Raw genomic sequence first — 24,095 nt, forward strand, 5'->3', positions numbered from 1 at the left:
CAATGCGAACGGTAAGGACCGGGGCGCGCCCCCCGGCACGATGGCGGGCGTTTGTGTGCGGCCTCGTCTTCCTCGCTAGCTGCCTGCTTGCAGCAACCGCCAGTGCCTGGGCGCCGCATATCTCAGTGCTGTTCTCGGCCGCGCTCACGCCGGATCCCGGGACCAAGCTGCCCGCGCCGACCCGTTACAGCTACAGGGGCATCCACACCACCGTGGTGAGCGGCATCGAAGCCCCGCTCCGCACCAGGCTGGAGGCGACCGTCCCCGCCGATCTCGGCGACGTCCTCGCCTTCTACCGCACCGAGCTCGGCAAGCTCGGCTGGCAAGAGCAGCGCGATGACGCGGTGATCGCCGCCGATCGCGTGCAGCTCGCCTTCGCCTCCCCGCTGGGACCGGCGCTGCTGGATCTCCATCGCAAGGACAGCAGCACCGCCGTTGAGCTCGTGCAGAAGAATTCGGACACGGCCACCAGGGCGAATGTCATGCCCGAACCCGGCCAGGCCAAGGTGGTGTTCTCCAATATCGGCGAGACCGACGCCGTGCTCACGATCGACGCGCGGACCATCACGCGCGCCCGCGGCACCAATGCCGTCGCGCTGGATCTGCCGCCCGGCAAATATCCTTACGAAGTGCACGTGGCGGGCCATCCGGCCCATACCAACACCCTCGTCATCGCGGCCGGCGATACCTGGGAGCTCACGGTCGGGCGTGACGGCGACGCGTGGTCGCCGCTCCATCTGTATTGAGCATGTCTTCTTTCGGTCAGCCCTCCGCACCCGCTACCAGGGTACCCGGTTGAACCTGCCCGGTTCCTGCCGCGACTTCTCATCCGAGGCCGCGCCGACGGTGTCGCAGCCTGCCATTGCGCGAGGGATCGACCCGCGCGGAATCCAGGAGTTTTGGCGATGTCGATGATCAAGCGCGGGACGCAGGTCCCGGCACGCTGGCGGCTGCTGGCATGTGGCCTCTTCCTGATGGCGAGCTGCTCGATCTCGGCCGCCGCTGATGAGGGCACCGTCGACGTCCATGCGCTGCCGCAGCTCGAGGGCGCGGTGGAGGATAATTCGCGGCCCGATCCCTACCGCGTGGAATATCGCATGCCGACGCCGCAGGCGGTGACATCGCCGGCGGTGAAGAAGCTTCTCAGCGCGACCGGCTGGGTGCCCTATGTGCGACCGCTGGAGGAGAAGAGCACCACGCTGAATTTCAGGAAAGGACGGCAGGGCCTGTCCGTTCATTTCACGCAAGGCCTCGGCCGGCCCGACCAGTCCGTGGTCTATTACTCGACTGACCGGATTTATTCGAACGTGCCGTTTCCAGAAGGCGCCAGCGACATCGTGTTCGACGGCACGAGGCCGTATCTCGGCTGCGTCGCACCTGAAACGCTCGATGCGACAGCGGAGTTCTACAAGACCCAGATGGACGCGATCGGCTGGCGCAAGCTGACGCCGGAAACGGCCGCGCGCTGGACGAATAGCCTGGACGAGACCGTTCCGAACGGCGTGCGCGCGTTCTACGAGCATGCCGACAGCGAGATCACCGGCTTCTACAGGCAGAAGCCTGTCGTGCTGACGCTGACGCGCCGCGACGACGGCCGCACCAATGTCGACATCCGCGTCGCGCCGTTCGCCTTGCCCAGCGAGCTCAAGGCCGATGGCGATCTTGCCGGCCTGCCGCGGCCGAATCCGACCAAGACGGCCAAAAGCCTCGGCAGTGCAAGCTCCAACAAGCGCGAGATGTCGGCGGCCGCGATGGCCGAGCTGCCCGCCGTGCTGGCGTTCTATCATCGCGAACTCGCCGCGCGCGGCTGGCAGGAAGACGGCAGCGCACCACTTGCGCCCGGCGACGAGGTCGCGATCAAGATCTCCAACGCCGAGGAAACCGGCGTGCTGCGGCTCGGCCGCAAATACGATTTCACCATGGTCAGCCTGACCGCGCAGGTGAAGGAGTCCGCACTTGCCGCCCGCGCCAAGGCGAAGAAAGAAGCCGACGAGAAATTCTTCAGCAATGCCGCCGCAGCCGCACAGCAGGTGATCGCCGCCGACGAAGCAAGGCGCAAGGCGCAGGCGGCCGCGCTGTCCGATGCGCCGCTCAATGCACTCGCCGACAGCAAGACGCCGGTGCCGCTGCCGGAGAACGCCGAAGGCGTGAAGTTCGAAGGCAATGACGGCCACCTAGAGTTCGCCTCGACCTCTAGCGTCAGGGCTCTCACTGCGTTCTATCGTGCATCGCTCAAGCCTGCCGGCTGGAAGGAGCAGCCCTCCGTCATCAACCAGCCCAATATGGCGGTAATGGAATTCTCCAAGAGCGGCAAGTCGATCTCGATGACCGTGATGCAGATGGGCCCGAAGGTGAATGTCAGCGCCAGCGGATCGGGGCTGGTGATGGCCGCGGCCATGCCGACAGCCGTCCCGGAGGTGCAGGCGAAATCCTCCGAGCCGCTGAAGCTTGACACCGAATCCCAGCTTCCGGTGCCAACGCAGCGGTCGTCGACCTCGCTCGCCACCACGAAACTTCCCGGCAGCGAGACCCCGTTCCGCCGCGAGCTGGAAGCCAGCATCCCTGCTCCGCTCGGCGACGTGCTGGCGTTCTACCGAACCGAGCTTGGAAAGCTCGGTTGGCAGGAAAAGACCGAGGGCGCGACCGTCTCCACGGAGCGCGCGCAGATCGACTTCACCTCGCCGCAAGGCCCGGCGGTGCTCAAGCTCGGCCGCGCCAAGGGCGAGACCATTGTCAATCTGGCGCAGAAGAATCCGGATGCCGCGACCAAGGCGGACATCATGCCCAAGCCGGGCCAGGCCAGGCTGATGCTCGGCAATATCGGGCCGAAGGACGCATCGGTCACGATCAACAAGCAGACCATCAAGATCGCGGCCGGCGCCGGCGGCCCGCAGTCGCCGAAAGGTCCGATGCTCGACCTGGCGCCCGGGACATACCAGTACGCGCTGCGCATGCCGGGGCGTCCCGCCCGCACCGAGACCCTCACGGTCGCCGCAGGCGATGCCTGGGGCCTGATGGTGGGTCCGACCGGCGAGGTACTTCCGCTGCAGATGTATTGATCCCGCCGCCGGTGTCTGTAACGGCCAGGGTGAACCTGTCCGGTTCGTGGGGCGACTAGTCATCGAGAGGCGGCCGCGACCGTGTCGCGGCCGCCGCATCGCGCGAAGATCACGACGCGCGACATCCCTGGAGAGTGGGCATGACGACGGCAAGGCGCGGGACGAAGGTCCCGGCACGATGGCGGCTGCTGGTGTGCGCCCTCACTCTTCTCGCAGGCTGTTCGCAGGAACCGCTGACGGCGGATCCCGACGTCGACATGCCGGCACCGAAGCAAAGCAGCTTCAGCCAATTCCGCACCACGCGGGCGCATGGCGCGAAGGCCCCGCTCCGGCTCGATATCGAAGCGCGCGTGCCCGCGGAGCTCAGCGACGTGCTCGCCTTCTACCGCAGAGAGCTCGGAAAGCGCGGCTGGCAGGAGAAGCCGGATGACGCGGTGATCGCCGCCGATCGCGTGCAACTCGTCTTCGCCTCCCCAAAAGGCCCGGCCACCCTGAAGCTTGGCCGCGCCAAGGGCGAGACCATTGTCAGCCTGGCGCAACGGAATCCGGAGGCTGCGGCCAAGGCCGATTTCCTGCCGACGCCCGGACAAGCGCGGCTGATATTCGGCTATCTAAGGCCAGACGTGGCTTCGCTTGTGATCAACAATCAAACCATTGAGATCGCGGGCGGCGAAAATCATCCACAAGTGCTGGATCTGCCGCCCGGCACGTATTCCTACGAGCTGCGCGTGTCGGGCCTTCTGGTGCGCACCGACACCGTCACCGTGGCCTCAGGCGAGGCCTGGTCCCTCAACGACGATAAGAAGCCGTCCCAAGTCTACTGAACCGAGTAGCCTGTTCCGGGGCGCCGCGGCGCCTTGGAACAGGCCTCTGCGCACCCGCAAAAACCACGCCTTCCAGAGCCCCAAAACGGCGGCTCGAATCGCGCTTTTTGCGGTGCCCGAAATCGACCTTCAAAAGCCTTGAAAACCGGCAGAAAAACCCTATCTGCTCAAAGGGTTGCCGGGAGATACTTTGCGCTAGGCGCAAGCCCTCTTTCGTGGCACAAATAGCTCGCAAATCAGCGCCTTTTGCGCCGCTGATTCGGGCGACATTTCGAAGGCCTCTCATGACAGAACCTGCTCGGCAGCCCGCTGCCGAAAACGAGCCCTCCAATCCGAGCGAATACGGTGCGGAATCGATCCGCGTGCTCAAGGGTCTCGATGCCGTCCGCAAGCGCCCCGGCATGTATATCGGCGACACCGACGACGGCTCGGGCCTGCACCACATGGTCTACGAGGTCGTCGACAACGCGATCGACGAAGCGCTCGCGGGCCATGCCACGCGCGTCGACGTGATCCTCAACGCCGACAATTCGGTCACCGTGCGCGACGACGGCCGCGGCATTCCGGTCGACATCCACAAGGGCGAAGGCATCTCTGCGGCCGAGGTCATCATGACCCAGCTCCACGCCGGCGGTAAGTTCGACCAGAATTCCTACAAGGTCTCCGGCGGCCTGCACGGCGTCGGTGTCTCCGTCGTCAACGCGCTGTCGAGCAAGCTCGGCTTGCGGATCTGGCGCGACAACAAGGAGCACTACATCGAGTTCGCCCATGGCGATGCGGTGGCGCCGCTGGTGGTGGTCGGCGATGCGCCGGGCAAGCGCGGCACCGAGGTGACGTTCCTCGCCTCGACCGAGACCTTCAAGAACATCGAATATGATTTCGCGACGCTCGAGCATCGCCTGCGCGAGCTCGCCTTCCTCAATTCCGGCGTCAACATCGCCCTCTCCGACATGCGTCATGCGGTCGAGAAGCGCGAGGAGATGTACTATTCCGGCGGCGTCGAGGAGTTCGTCAAATATCTCGACCGCAACAAGAAGGCACTGGTGCCGACGCCCATCATGGTGCGCTCGGAAGCCAACGGCATCGGCGTCGAGGCCGCGCTGTGGTGGAACGACAGCTACCACGAGAACGTGCTGTGCTTCACCAACAACATCCCGCAGCGTGACGGCGGCACCCATCTCGCCGGTTTCCGCGGCGCGCTGACGCGCCAGGTCAACGGCTATGCCGAGGCCAACGCCAAGAAGGAAAAGATCGCGCTCACCGGCGACGACTGCCGCGAAGGCTTGACGGCCGTCTTGTCGGTGAAAGTGCCGGATCCAAAATTTTCGTCGCAGACCAAGGACAAGCTGGTGTCCTCGGAAGTGCGTCCCGTGGTCGAGAACGTCCTCAACGAGGCGCTCCAGGCCTGGTTCGAGGAACACCCGTCCGAGGCCAAGATGATCGTCGGCAAGGTGATCCAGGCCGCCGCTGCACGCGAGGCTGCGCGCAAGGCGCGCGAGCTGACGCGCAAGAGTCCGCTCTCGGTCTCCTCGCTGCCCGGCAAGCTCGCCGACTGCCAGGAAAAGGATCCGGCCAAGTCAGAGCTCTTCATCGTCGAGGGTGACTCGGCAGGCGGCAGCGCCAAGCAGGGCCGCAACCGCGAGTTCCAGGCGGTGCTGCCGCTGCGCGGCAAGATCCTCAACGTGGAGCGTGTCCGCCCCGACAAGATGCTGTCATCGGAGCAGATCGGCACGCTGATCACCGCGCTCGGCACCGGCATCAGCGACGATTTCTCGGTCGAGAAGCTGCGCTATCACAAGATCATCGTGATGACGGACGCCGACGTCGACGGCGCACACATCCGCACGCTGCTGCTCACCTTCTTCTACCGGCAGATGCGCGACATCATCGACGGCGGCTATCTCTATATCGCCCAGCCGCCGCTCTATAAGGTCTCGCGCGGCAAGTCCGAGCAGTATCTGAAGGACGAGCGCGCGCTGGAAGACTATCTGATCGACGCCGGGCTCGACGATTGCGTGTACATCCCCGGTACCGGCGGCGACCGTTCGGGCCGCGATCTGCGCGCGCTGGTCGACGACGCCCGCGTGGTCCGCAGCATCCTGCGCAATCTGCACAGCCGCTATAACCGCAGGGTCGTCGAGCAGGCCGCCATCACCGGCGTGCTGAACAAGTCGATCTACGGCAATCCCGAGAATGCCGCGGCCGCCGCGCAATACATCGCGAGCCGGCTGGACAACCAGGCCGAGGAGGTCGAGCGCGGCTGGGTCGGGCAATTCGTCGAGGGCCAGGGTTTCGTGTTCGAGCGCACCGTGCGCGGCGTCAAGGAATCGGCTGTCATCGACGACGCGCTGCTCGGCTCGGCCGAGGCCCGCAAGCTCGACGAGTACACGACCAGGCTCCAGGACGTCTACGCCCGCTCCGGCAAGCTGCGGCGCAAGGACAGCGAGCACGTGGTGCACGGCCCGGTCGATTTGTTCGAGGCGGTGACCGATTCGGGGCGCAAGGGCATCACGCTGCAGCGCTACAAAGGTCTCGGCGAGATGAACCCGGAGCAGCTGTGGGAGACGACGCTGGACACCGAGGTGCGTTCGCTGCTGCAGGTGAAGGTCAAGGAGGTCGATGAGGCCGACGACATCTTCACCAAGCTGATGGGCGACGTGGTCGAGCCGCGACGCGATTTCATCCAGGAACATTCGCTGAGCGCGACGATCGATATCTGAGGCGCGACGCTCTCCTTGGCCTAGTCCCTGGCAACCAGGATGATGTAGATCACCTCTCCCGAAGGGAGAGGTGACCCCTGAACCTCACCACCCGCCGTCGCGACGAAGTGGCATGAGCCCGTTGGCCAATTCCGGCCGGGAAGCGTTACGCCATGGCCGCCTCTGCAACGACCAGTTCCGCCGCGCCGTCCCGCCGGCTTGGCATCATCGGCAGCATTGTCGGCGTGCTGGCGCTGATGGCGGCGGTGCTGCCGCATTGGGTCGTGCCGATCGTGTTTCCGCCGCCGCCGGCGGACAAAGTGATCGTCGACACCGGGCATCGTATCAAGGACCGTATCGTCGCGAAGGTGAAGGGCGTCGAGTATCAGGCGCCCAAGGTCGAAAAATCGGCTGGACGAAGCTGGAGCGAAGCTGCGTCGGCCACCGCGATCTCGCTCGGCCTGCTCGCCATCCTGCTCTCGGTGCTTTCGCTGATCTTCCGGGAAGAGAGGCTTCTTGCGGCCGTGGCCGCCACGCTCGGCACCGGCGCCATCGCGATCGAGATCTCCTTCGTCATGATCGGCGCGCTGATACTGATCGCGATCCTTTATGTCGCGGGGAATATCATCGGGCTGTTCTGAAGCGCCGCCGAGGGCGGCCGACAGGCCCCGAACCGCGGCCGGCGCAATTGCTACCGCGCTCAATTCTCTGTAGTTTCCGCCCGAAACAGGCCCGCCCACCCATCAGGACAGCGAGAATTCATTTGGCGCCCATCCAGTACATCGTCGAGGGCGGTCACCGGCTCTCGGGCTCGATCGAGCCGTCCGGCAACAAGAATTCGGCGCTGCCGATCATTGCCGCCGCCCTGCTCACCGAGCATCCGGTGACGCTGGAGAACGTGCCGCGGATCCGCGACACCGAGACGCTGGTCGAGCTGATCCGCTCGGTCGGCGCCTCGGCCGAGTGGACCGCCCGGAACTCGCTTCACATCCACGCCAAGAGCATCCGCGCCGCCGACCTCGACCCCGAGCTGTGCGTCCGCATCCGGGCCTCGATCCTGCTTGCGGGCCCCCTGCTCGCCCGCTGCGGCGAAGTGATGCTGCCGCCGCCCGGCGGCGACGTCATCGGCCGGCGCCGGCTCGACACCCATGTGCTCGCGCTCGAACAGCTCGGCGCGAAGGTCACCGCGACCGACCGGCTCGAGTTTCGCGCGGCGAAACTCGCCGGGGCGGACGTATTCCTCGACGAGCCGAGCGTGACCGCGACCGAGAACGCGCTGGTGGCGGCGGTGGCGGCCGACGGCGTCACGTACTTGCGCAACGCGGCCTCCGAGCCGCATGTGCAGGACCTCGCCAATTTCCTGGTCGCGCTCGGCGCGAAGATCGAGGGCATCGGCACCAACACCATGGTCATTCATGGTCCGGCGACGCTGGGGGAAGCCACCTACCGGATCCAGCCCGACCATATCGAGGTCGGCTCGCTGATCGGCCTTGCCGCCGTGACGCGCTCGCAGCTTCGCATCGTGCGATCAGGCGTCGAGCACCTGCGCTCGATCCGCATGGGATTCGAGCGGCTCGGCATCGTCTGCCGCGTCGAGGGCGACGATCTGATCGTGCCCTCCAATCAAACATTGAAGATCCAGGACGATTTCGGCGGCCATGTGCCGAAGCTGGAGGACCAGCCCTGGCCGGCCTTCCCGGCCGATCTGATGTCGATCGCGATCGTCACCGCCACGCAATGCGAGGGCGTGATCCTGATGTTCGAGAAGATGTTCGAATCCAGGATGTTCTTCGTCGACAAGCTGATCGCGATGGGCGCGCGCATCGTGCTGTGCGACCCGCACCGCGCCATCATCGCAGGCCCCAGCCGCCTGCGCGGTGCACCGATGACCTCGCCCGACATCCGCGCCGGCATGGCGATGCTGCTGGCCGCCGTCTGCGCCGAGGGCACGTCCACGATCAACAACGCCGACCAGATCGAGCGCGGCTATGAGCGCATCGAGGAACGGTTGAACGCGCTGGGCGCGAAGATCAAGCGCGTGCCGGAGCGGAAGAGCTGATCTTCGCCTCTCCCCGCTTGCGGCAGGGCTATCGCTATGACTCGTTGCGGCGGCCTGCGCGCACGCCTCGTCCTTCGAGACGGCGCTTACGCGCCTCCTCAGGATGAGGCTAATCAGCGTCAGTGCCCGTTGTAACTGAGCCGCGCACTCCGCCCTCATCCTGAGGGCCCGCCATCGGCGGGCGTCTCGAAGGATGCGTTGTGGGCGAACTATCCGCCACTCTTCTTCATATGCGATAGCCCTGCTGCTTACGGGGAGAGGCCGGATTGCATCGATAGATGCAATCCGGGTGAGGGGGACTCTCCGCGAGTCCAACTGCCAGCTTTTCTGCGGAAACAGCCCCTCACCCCAACCCTCTCCCCGTAAGAACGGGGAGAGGAAGAAGAGACACGGGCCATGTTTTCGACGTGTGGCTGTGCTATGCACCGGCCATGCTCGACACCGTCCAACATCATGCGCAGCCGCAAGCCGGTGTGCCGCAAAATCATCTCGCGCAAGAGTTTGGCGAGACGCTGAGGCTGGCCGTGCCGATGATGCTGACGCAGCTCGGGCAGATCGCGATGATCACGACCGATCTCGCGCTGATCGGGCGGCTCGGCGAGGATGCGGTGGCCGCAGCGGCGCTGGCACATACGGTCTATTTCGTCAGCTTCACCTTCGGGCTCGGACTGATGTCCGTGGTGTCGCCACTGGCCGCGCAGGCGTTCGGCGCCGGCGATGTCAGGCGCATCCGCCGCTCCTTGCGCGTCGGCCTGTGGGCCGCACTGCTGATCTCGCTGCCGATGATGGCCTCGCCGCTCTATGGCGAGCAGATCCTGCTCGCGCTTGGCCAGGTGCCGCAATCGGCCGCGCTGGCGCAGCGCTACCTCAACGGCCTTGCCTGGGGCATCGCGCCGGCGCTCGGCTTCATCGCGCTGCGCAGCATGATGAGCGCGGTGAACCGGCCGCAGGCGCCGCTGTGGATCACGGTGGCGGCGATCCCGATCAATGCCGCGCTGGTCTACGCCTTGATCCACGGCCGGTTCGGCCTGCCGGAGCTCGGCCTGTTCGGCGCAGGCCTTGCGACCACGCTGGTCAATCTCGGCACGTTTCTCGCCGCGCTCGCGATTGCAGGGCTGCGCAAGCCGTTCGCGGACTATCATCCGCTCGCCCATCTCTGGCGGATCGACTGGCCGCTGATGCGTCAGCTCGTCGCGGTCGGCGCGCCGATCTCGTTTTCCCTGCTGCTGGAATATGGACTGTTCTCCTCGGCCGCGCTGCTGATGGGGCTGATCTCGACCACGGCGCTCGCCGCGCACCAGATCGCGCTCCAGGTCACCGCCGTGCTGTTCATGGTGCCGCTCGGCATCGGCATGGCGGCAACGGTGCGCGTCGGCCATGCCTTCGGCCGCGACGACATGGTCGGGTTAAGGCGCGCAGGGCTCGTCGCAGCGGCGCTCGGGATCGCGTTCGTCTCCGCCCTGACGGTCGCGATCATTCTCGGCCGCTACGAGCTCGGACGGCTGTTCTTCGGCCGCAGCGAGGCCAGCGCGGCAACGGTGGAGCTGACGGCGACATTGCTACTGGTTGGCGCGAGCTTCTTCATCGCCGACGGCCTCCAGACCATCATGGGCGGTGCGCTCCGCGGCATCAATGACACCAGGATGACGCTGGTGTTCGCGGCGATCGGCTATTGGTGCGTCGCCTTTCCCATCGCCTGGGTGCTTGCCTTCCACACGGGACTGGGCGCGGTCGGCGTCTGGGTCGGATTCTCGATCGGCTCGTTCGTCTATGCCGCCCTGTTGATCTTGCGCTTCCGGATGCTGGCGCGCAAACTCATGGGATGATCGGGACGGTTCGCGAAGTCACCCCCAATGTCGACGCCGGTGCCGTGCTGGCCGGCGCGCAATTCATCGATGCGTTTCGCGTCGAGATCGGCGCGGCGAGGATCGATGCTCGCGAAGCCTGCACACGGATGGTGCTGCACGGGCCGCGCTGGATCGATGCGCTGACGCGCTTGCGCAACATTCTGGTGACGCCATTCGGGCTGAAGACATCGGGCGAAGGCGCGCCGGCGCCGCACGGCCTGATCGGCCTGTTTCCGGTGGTGAGCGAGACGCCGGAGCAGCTGGTCGCGGGCTTCAACGATTCTCATCTCGACTTCCGCCTCGTCGTCGACGTGACGGGCGATGCCGCGAGCCGCCAGGTGACATCGACCACGCTGGTGCGCACGCACAATCTGCTCGGCCGCAGCTATCTCGCGCTGATCATGCCCTTCCACAAGCTCGTGGTCCGCGGCATGATGGGACGCATCGTGGAACCGGCCCGATGACGCTGTCCGTCGACCTCTTCTACTCCTATCGAAGGGGCTGACGAAGCGCTAGGCATGAACCGGTTTCGCCAAAGCAGCGACTGAGACGTGGTGCCCCGATGCCGGCGGCGCCTTTGGAGGTCGCATGTATCTGGCAAAGTTCTTCCACCGCCCGCCTGGCGACGATGATCGCGAATTGATGCTGGTCCCGGGCCGCGACCCCATGGTGGTCGGCGTTCACATGAACTGGAAGGGCGACCCTGACGCGGACCAGTTTCTGCGCAAGGAATTTTCCAACATCGCCGACGCTGCCGCGGCCTTCCGCCGCCATGTCGCCGAGCTCGTCGCCGCCGGCTATGTCGAGACCATCCACACAAACTACACGCTGCGCGACCTCGGACCTGATCCGCAAGCCAAGCCGGACTGGCAGAAGGGCCTGGACGAGCTGATGATCCTGGCGCTGAGCGCGCCGATGGCCGAGCAGGCGAGGCAACTCGACGCGCTCAAGGGCACGCCGGCCGAGCACGAGCCGCTGTATCTCTGGAACGCCGCACGCCGCGACTACGCTGCCCACGACGATACGGCGCAGGCGGTGCGTTCCGCTGAACAGGCGCGCGACACGATCCTCGCGCGGCGCGCGGCCGGGCAGCCGCATTATGCCTGGTCGATCTACGAGGGCGATCTCGAAGGGCGTATCCTGGAATTGCTGAGCGATGCCTATCTCGAAGCCGACAATCCAGAGGCCTCGCTGCAGACGATCGAGCATTTGTGCAAGATCGCCCCGAGTCAGGGCCGTATCATCAAGCGCGCCGAGCTGCTCTGCGGCTATTTTCCCGAGCGGCGGGAGGAAGCCTTCGACGATGCCTATCAATGGTCCCGGTTCGGCGGCTTCGAGGACATCATGGCGCTTCCCGGCTATGCCGAATATGAAGCACGGCGCAAGGCGAGCAAATCTGCAAAGGGCTGGCGCTGGAAGCGCGGCAAGCCGGCGAGCGAAGCTGACATCAACGCGGTGGAGCACGCGCTCGGCATCCGGCTGCCCGACGATTATCGCAAATTCCTGCTGACCCGTGGCGAGACCGAGCTGTTGGTGCGGCTGCCTGAGGCCTCCTCCGAGCTGCGCTTCTATGCGCCGGGCGAGCTCGCCACACAGCAACACAATGTCCTCGATTTCATCGCCCATTCCGAAGACGAGCTCGAGGAGGCGTGCAGCTATTTCCGCAAGGAGTACGGCGTGTCGCTGAAGCACTTGGTGCCCGTTGCCGAGCCGTCGCAGCTCAGCCGCTGCCTGCTGCTCCATGTCGAGCCCGGCGAGCGCTACGGCTGGTGCTTTCAATGGGACCATGACGGCGCATGGGAGCTGGAGCAGAAGCAGCCGGGTTTTGACGTTGCATTGAAGAAATTGACCGACGGGATCAAGCGACGCGAGGCGGAGCAGCTCGCCTTCTTCGACCTGTAATCTATTCCGCCACACGCACGGACTTGTCCGCCGCTGCCTCCGACCACTCGCCGACGACGCGGTCGAGGTCGCAGAGATTCTGGTGCATCTGCTCCAAGGAGAAGCCGAGCGCGAAGAAGCGCTCGGCGGTGTCGCCGGGATGGCCGCGGAGCAAGCCGTCCTGGCGCACTGAGGCGACCGCCTCGGCGTAATGCTGAAGCGCGACGTGGACGGGATGGATCGGCGGCGCGCCCGCGCCTTCGCGCAAGGCGCTAGCTGCCGAGCGCAGGAAGCGCGCGATCGCGGTCGAGACTTCCGTCAGGGGCGCAGCTAACCGCATCTGCACCTCGACCGGCAGCGGCACCACGGTGGCGCGGCCGATCATCACGACGTCATGGCGCAGCCGCAGCACGGTGCGCAGCAGCGGGCCGGTGTCGGGCCCGCTCGACAGGCGCGCGGCCCGCTCGCGCTCGGCTTCCGCACCGATTGCAGTGAGACCGACCATCGCCGTGCCGATGCCGTCCTGGATCAGGTGCAGCGCGTCGCTATCGCGGCCGCGCGTCAGGCCCGCGAGCAGTTCGGTGAAGGCATCCGCGATCAGCTCGAGCAGCTTCGCCGCACTGGCGCGGATCTGCCGCACCGCGCGCGAGGGCAGCACCAGGAATGAGACCAAGAGGCCCGTGATGGCGCCGACGCCGACCTCGCTGACGCGGTCGATCGCCGAGGTCATTGGATCGGAATGATGCATGGTCGGAACCAGCAGCACGATCACGGCGGTGACCGTGGCGGCGCTCAGGCTCGGATTGATCGCGGCGATGAAGGCGAGCGGAGCGACCGAGAGCACGAGCAACCCCAGAAGCCCCGCTTCGCTTGAATAGGGAATCAGGATTGCGATGGCGCCGCCATAGATGGCGCCGCCGATGGTGCCGAGCATGTAGTCGCGTGTCGCCTTCAGCGAGCGGCCGACGCTCATCTGGGTCACGATCAGCGAGGTCAGCACCGCCCAGAGCGGCAACAGGAGATGCAGCGCGGTGGCGATGGCATAGGCCGCGGCCGCCGCCACCGTGACCCGGATCGCGAGCCCTATTTGCGTGCGCCGCGACCGGATCCGTTCGAACACCTTACCCGCGAATGCCATGCCCGAATATCCCGGTCCGATCCTCATACGCCGAAGCAAAAGCATAGCTGATGCCCGCGGCCGCAAGGCCGCTTGAAAGGCCAAATCAGCCCGCCTAACTTGCCCGCCAAAACGAGGAAACACGATGGCCCACGAAACCGCAACGCTCGCCGCCTATGTCTTCAATCTGAAATACCAGGATATTCCGGCGGAAGTGCTGGAGCGCGCCAAGGTGCTGACGCTCGACTTCCTCGGCAGCGCGATTAGGGCACGGCGCGAGGCGGAATCGACCCCGTCGATGCTGAAGATGCTGGAGGCGCTGGCGCTCGACACCAGGGGCGAGTCCACCGTGTTCGGCGATGCCAAGACCTGGACGCCGGCGGTCGCAGCTCTCCTCAACGGCGCGCTCGGCCATTCCCTCGACTTCGACGACACCCACGCCGATTCTTCGCTGCATCCGAGCGCGCCGGTGGTTCCGGCCGCCTTCGCCGTCGGCGAGATGGTCGGCGCCTCCGGGCGCGATGTGCTGACCGCGATCGTGGCGGGCTATGAGGTGTGCTGCCGGCTCGGCAACGCGCTCGACCCGACCTCGCATTATGCGCGCGGCTTCCATCCGACCGCGACCGCCGGCACCTATGGCGCGGCCGCGGCGGCCGGCAAGCTGTTCGGCCTCGGCGAGCAGCAGCTGATCGCCGCGTTCGGCGTCTCCGGCAGCCAGGCCGCGGGCTCGCTGCAGTTCCTGGTGAACGGCGCCTGGAACAAGCGCTACCAGGTCGGCGCCGCCGCGATGAACGGCGTGATCGCCGCGACGCTGGCGCGCAACGATTTCGTCGGCTCGACTGAATCGGTCGAGGGCAAGCACGGCCTGCTCGCCGGCTACACCGACGATGCGCATCCGGACAAGGCGGTGGCCGAACTCGGCAAGACCTATGAGACGATGAAGATCGGCGTGAAGCCCTATCCGAGCTGCCGCTACACCCATGCCGCGATCGACGCGCTGATCGCGATGCGGCGCGAGCACAATCTGACGCCCGACCAGGTCAAGCGCGTCGAGATCGGCCTGCACCGCAACGGCATTACGCTCACCGGCGATGCCGCGACCAAGCGGCATCCGCGTTCGATCGTCGGCGGCCAGTTCTCGATGTTCTTCACCGGCGCACTCGCGCTCGACCAGGGCTCGTTCGGCTGGGACGACTACAACCGCCTGGGCGATGCCGCCATCGACGCGCTCGCCGACAAGTTCGACGTGGTGCAGGACGACCGGCTTGAGATCGGCCGCACCCATCCCTTTGGCGCGCGCGTGAGCATCACCACGGACGATGGCGTGCATGAGCGGCTCTATGCCGATCCCTCGGGCGAGCCGACGTCGTTCCCGGATGCGCAGGCAATGCAGCAGAAATTCCTGACGCTGGCGCGCCCGGTGCTGAACGCGCGCGCGGAGAAGTTTGCCGACGCGATCATGACGCTGGAGCGGTTCGACCGCGTGGCCAAGGCGACGGAATTGGGGCGGTAGTGGATCTCTTCGCCTCTCCCCGCTTGCGGGGAGAGGCCGGAATCCAAGCTACGCTTGGATTCCGGGTGAGGGGGGGAGTCTCCGCGAGTCCAACTCTCACCTCCCTTGCGGAGGCTCCCCCTCACCCCGACCCTCTCCCCGCAAGCGGGGCGAGGGAGAAGAGACGACGCGCGTCGCCGCGACCACATCCCGCACCAGATCGAACACGCCATCCGCCTCCGGCGGCCAGTTCGGCGAACGCCCCAGCCGCACCATCACCAGCTTCTCCGGAGCCGAGCTGCGAGCACATCGCGGAAATCCGACACCAGTGACGCCGCCAGCACCAGCAGCAGCGCCACGGACGCGGCGCGAAAGGCAAGCTCGGTTGCGGCTAGTGTCATCGGGTGAGATCGGTTGCGGTTGAAATCAGCCGAACATCGTTTGTTGCGCCCGTTTTTTCAAGAACCATCCTCACGCCAGGGTTAGCAGCGCTCACTACTGTCATCGCCCGGCTTGCCGTCTTCGCTGAAGCTACGCCGGCCCAATACCGAGAGCCCGGCGAAGCCTTTCGCGGAGCCGGGACCGGGCGATCCAGTACGCCGAGACGGCTGTGATGGAATCGATGGGCCGCGGCGTACTGGATGCCCCGGTCAAGCCGGGGCATGACAGCGGCGTATGCGGGCTATTGCGACGCGATCCCTGGCCCGGCCTTTCTCGCGACGGCGCTGCAAATTCCTGCTACGATCGCGCCCAAGAAAGCCAAGAAGGAGCCTACCCATGAGCTGGATGCCCGACAACGATCCCGTGCTCGGAGATCCCAAATCCTGCGACGCGCTCGATCTCGTCATCGTGCCGCGCACGCGCGACCTCGGCGACGGCTTTGCGGTGCGCCGCGCGCTGCCGCATGGCAAGCGGCAGATGGTCGGGCCCTTCATCTTCTTCGACCATTTCGGCCCGGTGCAATTCGTCTCCGGCAAGGGCATGGACGTGCGGCCGCATCCGCATATCGGGCTCGCCACCGTCACCTATCTGTTCGACGGCGCGATCATGCATCGCGACAGCGAGGGCAACGTCCAGGAGATCGCGCCCGGCGCGATGAACCTGATGACCGCCGGACGCGGCATCGCGCATTCCGAACGCACGCCGGATGCGCAGCGCGCCTCGGGCCAGAAGATGCTGGGACTGCAAAGCTGGATCGCGCTGCCGGCTAGGTCCGAGGAAATCGCGCCGTCGTTCCAGCATTACGCCGCCGGCGACCTGCCGATGATCTCCGAGCGCGATTTCACCGCGCGGGTGATTGCGGGCTCGTCCTTCGGCATCACCTCTCCGGTGTCGATGGTGTCGCCCTGGTTCTACACCGAGGTCACGGCCGCGGAAGGTGCGAGCGTGCCGCTCGACCCCGATCAGGAGGAGCGCGCGATCTACATCGTCGACGGCGAGGTCGAGATTGCGAACGAGCGCTATGAGGGACCGCGGCTGCTGATCTTCCGGCCCGGCGACCGCATCACCGTGAAGGCGCTCAAGGCGACGCGGATGATGTTTCTCGGCGGCGATGCATTGGAGGGCCCGCGCCACATCTGGTGGAATTTCGTCTCCTCCAGCAAGGAGCGGATCGAGCAGGCCAAGCAGGACTGGAAAACCGGCCGCTTCGCTGCGGTTCCGCAGGAACATGAGTTCATTCCGCTGCCGGAATAGGCTAATCCGGTGTCCGGCCGCGCCATTTGGCGCGTCCGGACTCCCTGCCCGAACGCCATGTCTGCAAAGATTTGCCTGCAAAAGATTTGTCTGCGAAAGATCTGCCGATGACCGCCATGCTCTCCAGCGACCTGCCCCTGACCAAGATCGGCCGCGGCAAGGTGCGCGATATCTACGCCGTCGACGATGACCGCCTGCTGCTGCTCACCACCGATCGCATCAGCGCCTTCGACGTCGTGATGGGCGAGACCATTCCGATGAAGGGCGCGGTGCTGACGCAGATCAGCGCGTTCTGGTTTGGCAAGCTCGAGGGCGTGGTGCCGCATCACATGATCAGCGCCGATACCGACGAGATCATCGCGGCCGTGCCGGCCCTGAAGCCGCACCGCGCCGAGATCCTCGGCCGCGCCATGCTGAGCAAGCGCACCACCGTGTTCCCGATCGAATGCGTGATCCGCGGCTATCTCTCGGGCTCGGCCTGGAAGGAATATGCTGGCTCCGGCACGCTCGCCGGCGAGAAGCTGAAGGCAGGCCTCGTCGAAAGCGAGAAGCTGGAGCCGGCGATCTTCAGCCCGGCGACCAAGGCCGAGACCGGGCACGACGAGAACATCACCATCGCGAAGATGCGCGAAGTGGTCGGCGAGGAGGTCGCCTACACGCTCGAGAGCATGACGCGCGCGATCTACACGCTCGGCGAGGAGCTGGCGCGCGAGCAGGGCATCATCATCGCCGACACCAAGTTCGAGTTCGGCCGCGACAAGAACGGCCGCATCATCCTGATCGACGAGGTGATGACGCCGGACTCATCGCGCTTCTGGGCGGTCGATGCCTACAAGCCCGGCCAGCCGCAGGCGAGCTTCGACAAGCAGCCGCTGCGCGACTATCTCGACGTCGAGCGCCGCGCCGGTCGCTGGAACGGCGACGCCCCGCCGCCGCCCCTGCCGGCGAGCGTGGTGGAGGCGACCAGCAAACGATATCTGGAAGCGTATCGGCGGGTAACGGGGACGGAGCTGAAGATTTAGGCCCAGCTGTTTCGCCTCGCTCCGTCATCGCCCGGCTTGACCGGGCGATCCAGTATTCCGGAGAGGGCGATGGGATACGGAGAGGCTGCGGCGTACTGGATTCCCCGCTTTCGCGGGGAATGACAGCAGTGGGCGCCCCACGAAGCTGAACGTGCGGCCCGAGCTTCAGTTTCTCGGCCTGCCCTGGATCGACCATTCACACGCCGTGATGGGAATCCCTTGCCGGACCGCGGCAAAACTGCCGGATATCCATGGCGACAAGACGCCTGTTGCGCTAAGCCTGTCGTCGTCTCAAACAGGACTTTTCAGCGGCGAGCGCCAGGACGTGACCGACCCAGCGATTACTCTCAGTCCGCACCCGCGGTTCAAGCCAGCCCTCAAGCGTGCGCTGAACGACATGTTGGGTGGCAGCGCTGCCAGCGTCCTGACCATCACCTTCGGGCTCTCCTACGCATTGCTGATCTTTGCGGGCCCGCTGTCGCCCTATCTGTCCTACGGCATCGCGGCAACCTTCATCAGCTCCGCGGCGCTTGCAGCCGTCGTCGCACTCGGCAGCTCCCTGCCCTTCGCGGTCGCCGCCCCTGATAGCTCGACCGCCGCCGTGACCGGAATACTGGCGGCCTCGGTGCTCGAACGGATCGAGGCGACGAGCCCGTCGACGCCGCTGCTGTTGCCCATCCTGATCACGCTCGGCCTGTCGACGGTGCTGACCGGCGTGGTGCTGTGCGGATTGGGCCTGACGCGGATGGGCCGCGCCATTCGCTACGTCCCATACCCCGTTGTCGGCGGCTTCCTCGGTGCCACCGGGCTCCTGATCGTCATGGGTGCGATCCGCGTCATCACCGATCATCCCGTCGCGACGCTGCTGCGTTTCGCCAACGGCACGACATTGCTGGAGCTCGGCGCCGCCTGCGCCATGGCGCTGGTGCTGTATCTGACCTGGCATCGCTCGCGCAGCCCGTTCGGACTGCCGATCATCCTGGTCGGCGGCGTGCTCACGGCGCATCTGGCATTCTGGATCACCGGCATCTCGCTCGGCGAGGCCCGCGCTCTGGGCTGGACGTTCGAGCCGCCGCCCAAGGCGGCCTTCATGATGCCCTGGCACGCCGAGGGCCTCATCCACTATCCCTGGTTCGCCGTGCCCGACCTGCTCGCCAATTTCGTCGCCGTCATCTTCGTTACCGCGTCGAGCACGCTGTTCAACACCACCGGGATCGAAGTCGCCGTACATCGTGAAGCCAATCTGGAACGCGAGCTGAACGTCACCGGCGCCGCCAACATGCTGACAGGCGCGCTCGGCGGCTATGCCGGCTGCGTCTCGATCAGCCGCTCCGTTCTCAACTTCAGCAGCGGCGGCCGCGGCCGCCTGTCCGGCCTCACGGTCGCGGCGCTGTCGCTGTTGATGCTCGCGATCGCGCCGCAGCTGCTCGGCTTCATCCCGAAATTCGTGCTGGGCGGTCTGCTGCTCTATCTCGGCGCCGACCAGCTGCACAAATGGATCATCGAATCGCGCAGGCGGCTGTCGAAGCTCGAATATCTCTCGCTGGTCGCCATCATCGCGATCATCGTGACCTGGGGTTTCGTGCCGGGCATCCTGATCGGCGTAATCATCGGCTGCACCACGTTTGCATTCAGCGCCGCAAGGGTGGAGTCGATCAAATACAGCTTCGACGGCTCGGAATACCGTTCCTCGCTCGACCGCTCGCGCGACGACCAGGATGTGCTGCTGGCCCATGGCGGCAAGATCCAGGGCCTGAACCTGCAGAGCTATCTGTTCTTCGGCTCCGCCAACCGGCTCTACCAGCACGTCAAGCAGCTGCTGCAGGAGCGCCCCGAATGCCGCTATCTGCTGTTCGACTTCAAGCTCGTCACCGGCGTGGATTCGTCGGCCGCCTACAGCTTCGCCCAGATCAAACGCAGCGCGGCGGATCTCGGCGTCGAGCTGATCCTGGTGCATCTGTCGGCCTCGGCCGAGAAGGTGCTGCGCGCCAGCGACTTCATCGGCGAGGGCGTCACCATCATCGGCGAGCTCGATCGCGCGCTGGAATGGTGCGAGAACGAAATCATCTCGCAGCATCAGGACCTGGCGCGGGAAGAAGCCAGCTTGCGCGACTGGTTCGCGCGCATCCTCGGCAGCGAGGAGGATGCGGACGAACTGATCCGCCGCTGCCAGCGCATCGAGGTCGAGGCCGGCGAGGTCATCGTGAAGGCGGGCGATCCGGCCGATTCCATGCATTTCATTCTCGACGGCCGCGTCGGCATCATGATCCCCGCCGATGACGGCCGCACCACGCGCGTGCGCAGTCTCGGCCGCTACACCACGATCGGCGAGATGGGCCTGGTGTCACGCACGCCGCGGAGCGCGACAATCCAGGCCGAGGTCGACAGCGTGCTCTACGTACTCAACATCCACCAGTTCGACGCGATCAAGTCCGAAGCCCCCGGGCTCAGCAACAAGCTGCTGACCTATTTCGTGTCGGTCATGGCCGAGCGGCTGACCTTTGCGAACCGGATGATTGCGGTGTTGAGACGGTGAGAGGCGCGTAGTCCGGATGAGCGTAGCGATATGCGGGACCAGTCGTCCCGGATGTCGCTACGCTCATCCGGGCTACGAAGCTAGCCTCGTCATTGCGAGGAGCCCGCGACAAAATTGCGAAGCAACTTTGCGCTGGTGCGACGAAGCAATCCAGACTGTCTCAGTGGAAAGATTCTGGATTGCTTCGCTTCGCTCGCAATAACGTGGAGGGGGCCGGTGTGCCTCACACCCCCGCCATCATCACGTATTTGATCTCGACATATTCTTCCATGCCGTGACGCGAGCCTTCGCGTCCCAGACCGCTTTCCTTGACGCCGCCGAAGGGCGCGACTTCGGTGGTGATCAGGCCGGTGTTGACGCCGACCATGCCCGACTCCAGCGCTTCGGCGACGCGCCAGACGCGGCCGAGATCGCGGGAGTAGAAGTAGGAGGCAAGCCCGAACGGCGAGGCGTTGCACATCGCGATGACGTCGGCCTCGTCCTTGAAGCGGATCACCGGGGCGAGCGGGCCGAAGGTTTCTTCCTGCGACACCAGCGAGTCCGGCTTGACGTCAGCGAGCACCGTCGGCTCGAAGAAGGAGCGGCCGAGCTCGCTGCGCTTGCCGCCGGTGACAACCTTGGCACCACGCTTCACCGCGTCGGCGATATGGCGCTCGACCTTGTCGACGGCCTTCATGTTGATCAGGGGCCCTTGCGTGACGCCGCTCTCGGTGCCGTCGCCGATCTTCATCGCTGCGACCTTCGCCGACAGCTTCTTCACGAACTCGTCGTAGATCTTGTCCTGGGCGTAGAGGCGGTTGGCGCAGACGCAGGTCTGGCCCATGTTGCGATATTTCGAGACGATCGCGCCTTCGACAGCCGCATCGATGTCGGCGTCGTCGAACACGATGAACGGCGCGTTGCCGCCGAGCTCGAGGCCAAGCCGCTTCACGCCGACGGAGGCCTGCTGGTAGAGGATCTTGCCGACCGCAGTCGAGCCGGTGAAGCCGACGAAGCGCACCGCGGGATGCTCGCACAGCACCTTGCCGATCGGCGGCGCGTCACCGGTGATGATGTTGAGCACGCCCTTGGGGATGCCGGCCTTCTCGGCGAGCACGGCGAGCGCCAGCGCCGACAGCGGCGTCTCGTTGGCGGGCTTGAGCACCACGGTGCAGCCGGCAGCGAGCGCCGGCGAGACTTTTCGGGTGATCATCGAGTTCGGGAAATTCCACGGCGTGATCGCACCGCAGACACCGATCGGCTGCTTGATCGCGAGCAGCCGCGCATCGGGCCGCTGGCTCGGGATAGTCTCGCCATAGACGCGGCGAGCCTCTTCGGCGAAGAACTCGATATAGGCAGCGCCGATATCGACCTCGCCAAGTGCCTCGGACAGCGGCTTGCCCTGCTCGGAGGTGAGGATCAGCGCAAGGTCCTCGCGATTGGCGGTGATCAGCTCGAACCATCTGCGCAAAATGTTGGAGCGCTGCTTGGCGGTGTGCTTGGCCCAGGCCGGGAAGGCACGCTCGGCGGCTTCGACCGCTTTGGTGGTCTCGTCCGCGCCAAGCTGCGGGACCTTTGCCAGCTCGACGCCGGTCGCGGGATTGTTCACCGCGAAGACCGGCGTGCCGACCCAGGCACCATCGATGTAGCAGGCCTCCTTCAGCAGCGAGGGGTCCTTCAACCGGTCGCGCAGGGTGGCGGTGGCTTGCGTGGCGCGGGCGGCAGCGGTCATGGCGTTCTCCCTGAGGGCGATCGGATCGGCCCGGGATATAGGGACGGGCGGCGCGCAATGCACCGCCCCGCAACGCACATCTGATGAGAGTTAAATTCGGGGCGGCGAGTCCTTCACCTCTCCCCGGCGGCGCTATGGGAGAGGTTTGGCATCGCGCTCCAGGAAGCCGTCACGCCGCGCCGCTCATATAGGTCTCGCGCCGGCCGATCATGCGCTCGGCGGCCGCCTTGGCATCGGACTTCGAGGAGGTCGCGCAGGTCCGATATTCGAGATCGGGAACGTCGGAGGTATCGCGGCGACCGAACCAGCTCTTCGAGCCGACCGGCAGCAGCGCCAGCGATTGCGCCAGATTGTCGACCGCGCCGAAGGAATAGAGTGCGCCAGTGCCGGCGACACGGACCTCATAAATGCCGGGCGAGATCGGCGCCTCGAGGTTATCGCCCCGTCCGGGACGGGGATAGCGCTTCCATTCGCTCCAGGTCGAAATCATCTGAGGTCCCCCACGGCCGGTGCGGCCGCCAAATTTGCATCAAGTCTTAAGGTCGGCCGTCGATTGGGCCGGGTGCTGAACATCGCAACGCACAAAATATTTCAAGTGCTTCCAAACACACGAAACATATTGCCAAGGCCCATCCATGGTCACGGCTCGTTGCGGTCATCCACCGCAGATTGTGACGAAGTTTGGCAGTTCAACTGTCTTGTCGTCCTGCGTAGGGCGCGGGCCGTCAAGTCACGACATCGCGACCCGCGCGAAGGCGGAGGCGCTTGCCGCGCGCGAGCCGCGGGAGGACAATCGATCACTTCCAACAATAATCAAACCGGAGGAAACGCGCATGCAAAGCCAGGCCCAGATCGACGAGATTCTGCGCAAGACCAGCGATGCCAAGGAGATTCCCGGCGTCGTCGCGATCGCCGCGAGCGGTAACGACGTGCTGTATCAGGGCGCGTTCGGCAAGCGCGACCTCTCCAAGCCCGATGCGATGACGCTGGACAGCGTGTTCTGGATCGCCTCGATGACGAAGGCGGTGACATCGGCAGGCGCGATGCAACTGGTCGAACAGGGCAAACTGTCGCTGGATGCACCGATCGGCGAGGTGCTGCCCGATCTCGCCAAGCCGCAGGTGCTCGAGGGCTTTGATGCCAAGGGCGAGCCGATGCTGCGGCCGGCCAAGGGCGCGATCACGCTGCGTCACCTCATGACCCACACCGCCGGCTTCTGCTACAATATGTGGAACGGCGATAACGCGACCTATCTGGAGAAGACCGGGACGCCGCCGATCACGACCTGCCAGAACGCGGCGCTGAAGACGCCGATCGCGTCCGATCCCGGCACGCGCTGGGAGTATGGTACCAATATTGATTTCGTCGGCAAGGCAGTGGAGGCCGTCAGCGGCAAGCGGCTCGACGCCTACCTGCGCGACAATATGTTCGCCCCGCTCGGCATGAGCGACACGGCGTTCAAGATTACTGACAGCATGCGCAAGCGCCTGGTCGGTATGCATGCGCGCGGCGAGAACGGCCAGCTCGCGGCAATCCCGTTCGAGCTCGAACAGGAGCCGGAATTCCACATGGGCGGCGGCGGGCTCTATTCGACCGCGGGCGACTACATCAAGTTCACCCAGATGATCTTGAACAAGGGCCGCGGCAACGGCAATCAGGTGCTGAAGGCCGAGACCGTCGCGACGATGGGGCAGAACCACATCGGCGATCTCAACGTCACCAAGATGACCTCGGTGGCGCCGATGTACACCAATGACGTCGACCTCTATCCGGACCAGGTGAAGAAGTGGGGCCTCAGCTTCCTCATCAACACCGCCAAGACGCCTGAGGGCCGCAGCGCGAACAGCCTCGCCTGGGCGGGTCTCGCCAACACCTATTACTGGATCGACCCCTCGCGCGACGTCACCGGCGTGATCCTGATGCAGGTGTTGCCGTTTGCCGACGCGAAATGCCTGGAGGCATTCGCGGGCTTCGAGCGCGGAATCTATGCCGGGCTCGATGCGGGGAGCGGGCAGAAGGCGGCGTGAGAGGCTGAGCGCTTCGCCACACAACGACTGTCATTCCCCGCGAAAGCGGGGAATCCAGTACGCCGCAGCCCCTCGGTAAATCACTGACGTCTCGGAGTACTGGATCGCCCGCCTTCGCGGGCGATG

At 65.5% G+C, this 24,095-nt stretch carries 18 protein-coding genes and 1 pseudogene; 14 read left to right on the plus strand and 5 right to left on the minus strand.

The features are described 5' to 3' along the window. Positions 1 to 2 precede the first annotated feature (2 nt). From GGD63_RS32785 to GGD63_RS32825, 9 genes are all read left to right on the plus strand, one after another. Entirely contained in the window at positions 3 to 746 is a 744-nt protein-coding gene (locus GGD63_RS32785) for a hypothetical protein (protein WP_183248279.1), read from the plus strand. 159 nt (positions 747 to 905) lie between these two features. Then, complete coding sequence (locus GGD63_RS32790; protein ID WP_183248281.1) at positions 906 to 3,059, plus strand: hypothetical protein; 2,154 nt, start codon at positions 906 to 908, stop codon at positions 3,057 to 3,059. A gap of 140 nt (positions 3,060 to 3,199) precedes the next feature. Then, positions 3,200 to 3,883: a hypothetical protein gene (locus GGD63_RS32795; RefSeq protein ID WP_183248283.1), complete on the plus strand. Its 684-nt coding sequence runs from the start codon at positions 3,200 to 3,202 to the stop codon at positions 3,881 to 3,883. Between the two features lie 284 nt (positions 3,884 to 4,167). Continuing rightward, complete coding sequence (gene gyrB / locus GGD63_RS32800) at positions 4,168 to 6,603, plus strand: DNA topoisomerase (ATP-hydrolyzing) subunit B (RefSeq protein WP_183248285.1); 2,436 nt, start codon at positions 4,168 to 4,170, stop codon at positions 6,601 to 6,603. Positions 6,604 to 6,755: 152 nt separating this feature from the next. Continuing rightward, positions 6,756 to 7,223, plus strand: a complete 468-nt coding sequence (locus GGD63_RS32805) for a hypothetical protein (protein WP_183248287.1) — start codon at positions 6,756 to 6,758, stop codon at positions 7,221 to 7,223. Between the two features lie 122 nt (positions 7,224 to 7,345). Further along, positions 7,346 to 8,641, plus strand: a complete 1,296-nt coding sequence (gene murA, locus GGD63_RS32810; RefSeq protein ID WP_183248289.1) for a UDP-N-acetylglucosamine 1-carboxyvinyltransferase — start codon at positions 7,346 to 7,348, stop codon at positions 8,639 to 8,641. A gap of 431 nt (positions 8,642 to 9,072) precedes the next feature. Further along, positions 9,073 to 10,467 carry an MATE family efflux transporter gene (locus GGD63_RS32815; RefSeq protein WP_183248291.1) on the plus strand — a complete coding sequence of 465 codons (1,395 nt, stop codon included), beginning with the start codon at positions 9,073 to 9,075 and terminating at the stop codon, positions 10,465 to 10,467. Further along, positions 10,464 to 10,952: a DUF2867 domain-containing protein gene (locus GGD63_RS32820; protein WP_183248293.1), complete on the plus strand. Its 489-nt coding sequence runs from the start codon at positions 10,464 to 10,466 to the stop codon at positions 10,950 to 10,952. The genes GGD63_RS32815 and GGD63_RS32820 overlap by 4 nt, the downstream gene beginning before the upstream one ends. Before the next feature lie 124 nt (positions 10,953 to 11,076). Next, positions 11,077 to 12,390: an SMI1/KNR4 family protein gene (locus tag GGD63_RS32825; RefSeq protein ID WP_183248295.1), complete on the plus strand. Its 1,314-nt coding sequence runs from the start codon at positions 11,077 to 11,079 to the stop codon at positions 12,388 to 12,390. Between the two features lies 1 nt (position 12,391). Here GGD63_RS32825 and GGD63_RS32830 read toward each other — a convergent pair whose 3' ends face one another. Next, on the minus strand, positions 12,392 to 13,507 hold the full coding sequence (locus tag GGD63_RS32830) for an aromatic acid exporter family protein (RefSeq protein WP_183248297.1): 1,116 nt from the start codon (positions 13,505 to 13,507) through the stop codon (positions 12,392 to 12,394). A gap of 124 nt (positions 13,508 to 13,631) precedes the next feature. Between GGD63_RS32830 and GGD63_RS32835 the strand changes: the two genes are divergently transcribed. Then, complete coding sequence (locus GGD63_RS32835) at positions 13,632 to 14,999, plus strand: MmgE/PrpD family protein (RefSeq protein ID WP_183248298.1); 1,368 nt, start codon at positions 13,632 to 13,634, stop codon at positions 14,997 to 14,999. Positions 15,000 to 15,095: 96 nt separating this feature from the next. On the opposite strand, the pseudogene GGD63_RS40385 reads toward GGD63_RS32835, so the two are convergent. Both GGD63_RS40385 and GGD63_RS40660 read right to left on the minus strand, forming a co-directional pair. Further along, positions 15,096 to 15,266: pseudogene (locus GGD63_RS40385) on the minus strand (serine hydrolase); the annotation flags it as partial. Further along, positions 15,254 to 15,379: a hypothetical protein gene (locus GGD63_RS40660; protein WP_283812011.1), complete on the minus strand. Its 126-nt coding sequence runs from the start codon at positions 15,377 to 15,379 to the stop codon at positions 15,254 to 15,256. The gene GGD63_RS40660 and the pseudogene GGD63_RS40385, both read right to left, overlap by 13 nt. Positions 15,380 to 15,755: 376 nt before the next feature. Between GGD63_RS40660 and GGD63_RS32845 the strand changes: the two genes are divergently transcribed. The 3 genes from GGD63_RS32845 to GGD63_RS32855 all read left to right on the plus strand — a co-directional run bounded on the left by GGD63_RS32845 (position 15,756) and on the right by GGD63_RS32855 (position 20,231). Beyond that, on the plus strand, positions 15,756 to 16,673 hold the full coding sequence (locus GGD63_RS32845; RefSeq protein WP_183248300.1) for a pirin family protein: 918 nt from the start codon (positions 15,756 to 15,758) through the stop codon (positions 16,671 to 16,673). Between the two features lie 107 nt (positions 16,674 to 16,780). Continuing rightward, the gene (locus GGD63_RS32850) at positions 16,781 to 17,695 is read left to right on the plus strand and encodes a phosphoribosylaminoimidazolesuccinocarboxamide synthase (RefSeq protein WP_183248302.1); all 915 of its coding nucleotides are present in this window, start codon (positions 16,781 to 16,783) and stop codon (positions 17,693 to 17,695) included. 325 nt (positions 17,696 to 18,020) lie between these two features. Continuing rightward, positions 18,021 to 20,231 (plus strand): SLC26A/SulP transporter family protein, encoded by a 2,211-nt coding sequence (locus GGD63_RS32855; RefSeq protein ID WP_409334110.1) that lies wholly within the window; start codon positions 18,021 to 18,023, stop codon positions 20,229 to 20,231. A gap of 223 nt (positions 20,232 to 20,454) precedes the next feature. On the opposite strand, the gene GGD63_RS32860 is transcribed toward GGD63_RS32855, so the two are convergent. Together GGD63_RS32860 and GGD63_RS32865 are read right to left on the minus strand one after the other, a co-directional pair. After that, positions 20,455 to 21,942: an NAD-dependent succinate-semialdehyde dehydrogenase gene (locus GGD63_RS32860; protein WP_183248304.1), complete on the minus strand. Its 1,488-nt coding sequence runs from the start codon at positions 21,940 to 21,942 to the stop codon at positions 20,455 to 20,457. A 169-nt stretch (positions 21,943 to 22,111) separates the two neighbouring features. Further along, the gene (locus tag GGD63_RS32865; protein ID WP_183248307.1) at positions 22,112 to 22,432 is read right to left on the minus strand and encodes a hypothetical protein; all 321 of its coding nucleotides are present in this window, start codon (positions 22,430 to 22,432) and stop codon (positions 22,112 to 22,114) included. 343 nt (positions 22,433 to 22,775) lie between these two features. Between GGD63_RS32865 and GGD63_RS32870 the strand changes: the two genes are divergently transcribed. After that, positions 22,776 to 23,969, plus strand: a complete 1,194-nt coding sequence (locus GGD63_RS32870) for a serine hydrolase (RefSeq protein ID WP_183248309.1) — start codon at positions 22,776 to 22,778, stop codon at positions 23,967 to 23,969. Positions 23,970 to 24,095: the final 126 nt, after the last annotated feature.

The sequence above is a fragment of the Bradyrhizobium sp. cir1 genome (assembly GCF_014198245.1).
Classification (GTDB): Bacteria; Pseudomonadota; Alphaproteobacteria; order Rhizobiales; family Xanthobacteraceae; genus Bradyrhizobium.

Bases quoted from the DNA above. Each gene is read 5' to 3' on its own strand.
- GGD63_RS32820 (WP_183248293.1), top strand. From the start codon at position 10,464: ATGATCGGGACGGTTCGCGAAGTCACCCCCAATGTCGACGCCGGTGCC.
- GGD63_RS32805 (WP_183248287.1), top strand. From the start codon at position 6,756: ATGGCCGCCTCTGCAACGACCAGTTCCGCCGCGCCGTCCCGCCGGCTT.
- GGD63_RS32835 (WP_183248298.1), top strand. From the start codon at position 13,632: ATGGCCCACGAAACCGCAACGCTCGCCGCCTATGTCTTCAATCTGAAA.
- GGD63_RS32860 (WP_183248304.1), bottom strand. From the start codon at position 21,942: ATGACCGCTGCCGCCCGCGCCACGCAAGCCACCGCCACCCTGCGCGAC.
- GGD63_RS32825 (WP_183248295.1), top strand. From the start codon at position 11,077: ATGTATCTGGCAAAGTTCTTCCACCGCCCGCCTGGCGACGATGATCGC.
- GGD63_RS32870 (WP_183248309.1), top strand. From the start codon at position 22,776: ATGCAAAGCCAGGCCCAGATCGACGAGATTCTGCGCAAGACCAGCGAT.
- GGD63_RS32865 (WP_183248307.1), bottom strand. From the start codon at position 22,432: ATGATTTCGACCTGGAGCGAATGGAAGCGCTATCCCCGTCCCGGACGG.
- GGD63_RS32785 (WP_183248279.1), top strand. From the start codon at position 3: ATGCGAACGGTAAGGACCGGGGCGCGCCCCCCGGCACGATGGCGGGCG.
- GGD63_RS32850 (WP_183248302.1), top strand. From the start codon at position 16,781: ATGACCGCCATGCTCTCCAGCGACCTGCCCCTGACCAAGATCGGCCGC.
- GGD63_RS32795 (WP_183248283.1), top strand. From the start codon at position 3,200: ATGACGACGGCAAGGCGCGGGACGAAGGTCCCGGCACGATGGCGGCTG.
- GGD63_RS32845 (WP_183248300.1), top strand. From the start codon at position 15,756: ATGAGCTGGATGCCCGACAACGATCCCGTGCTCGGAGATCCCAAATCC.
- GGD63_RS32830 (WP_183248297.1), bottom strand. From the start codon at position 13,507: ATGGCATTCGCGGGTAAGGTGTTCGAACGGATCCGGTCGCGGCGCACG.
- GGD63_RS40660 (WP_283812011.1), bottom strand. From the start codon at position 15,379: ATGACACTAGCCGCAACCGAGCTTGCCTTTCGCGCCGCGTCCGTGGCG.
- gyrB (WP_183248285.1), top strand. From the start codon at position 4,168: ATGACAGAACCTGCTCGGCAGCCCGCTGCCGAAAACGAGCCCTCCAAT.
- GGD63_RS32790 (WP_183248281.1), top strand. From the start codon at position 906: ATGTCGATGATCAAGCGCGGGACGCAGGTCCCGGCACGCTGGCGGCTG.
- GGD63_RS32815 (WP_183248291.1), top strand. From the start codon at position 9,073: ATGCTCGACACCGTCCAACATCATGCGCAGCCGCAAGCCGGTGTGCCG.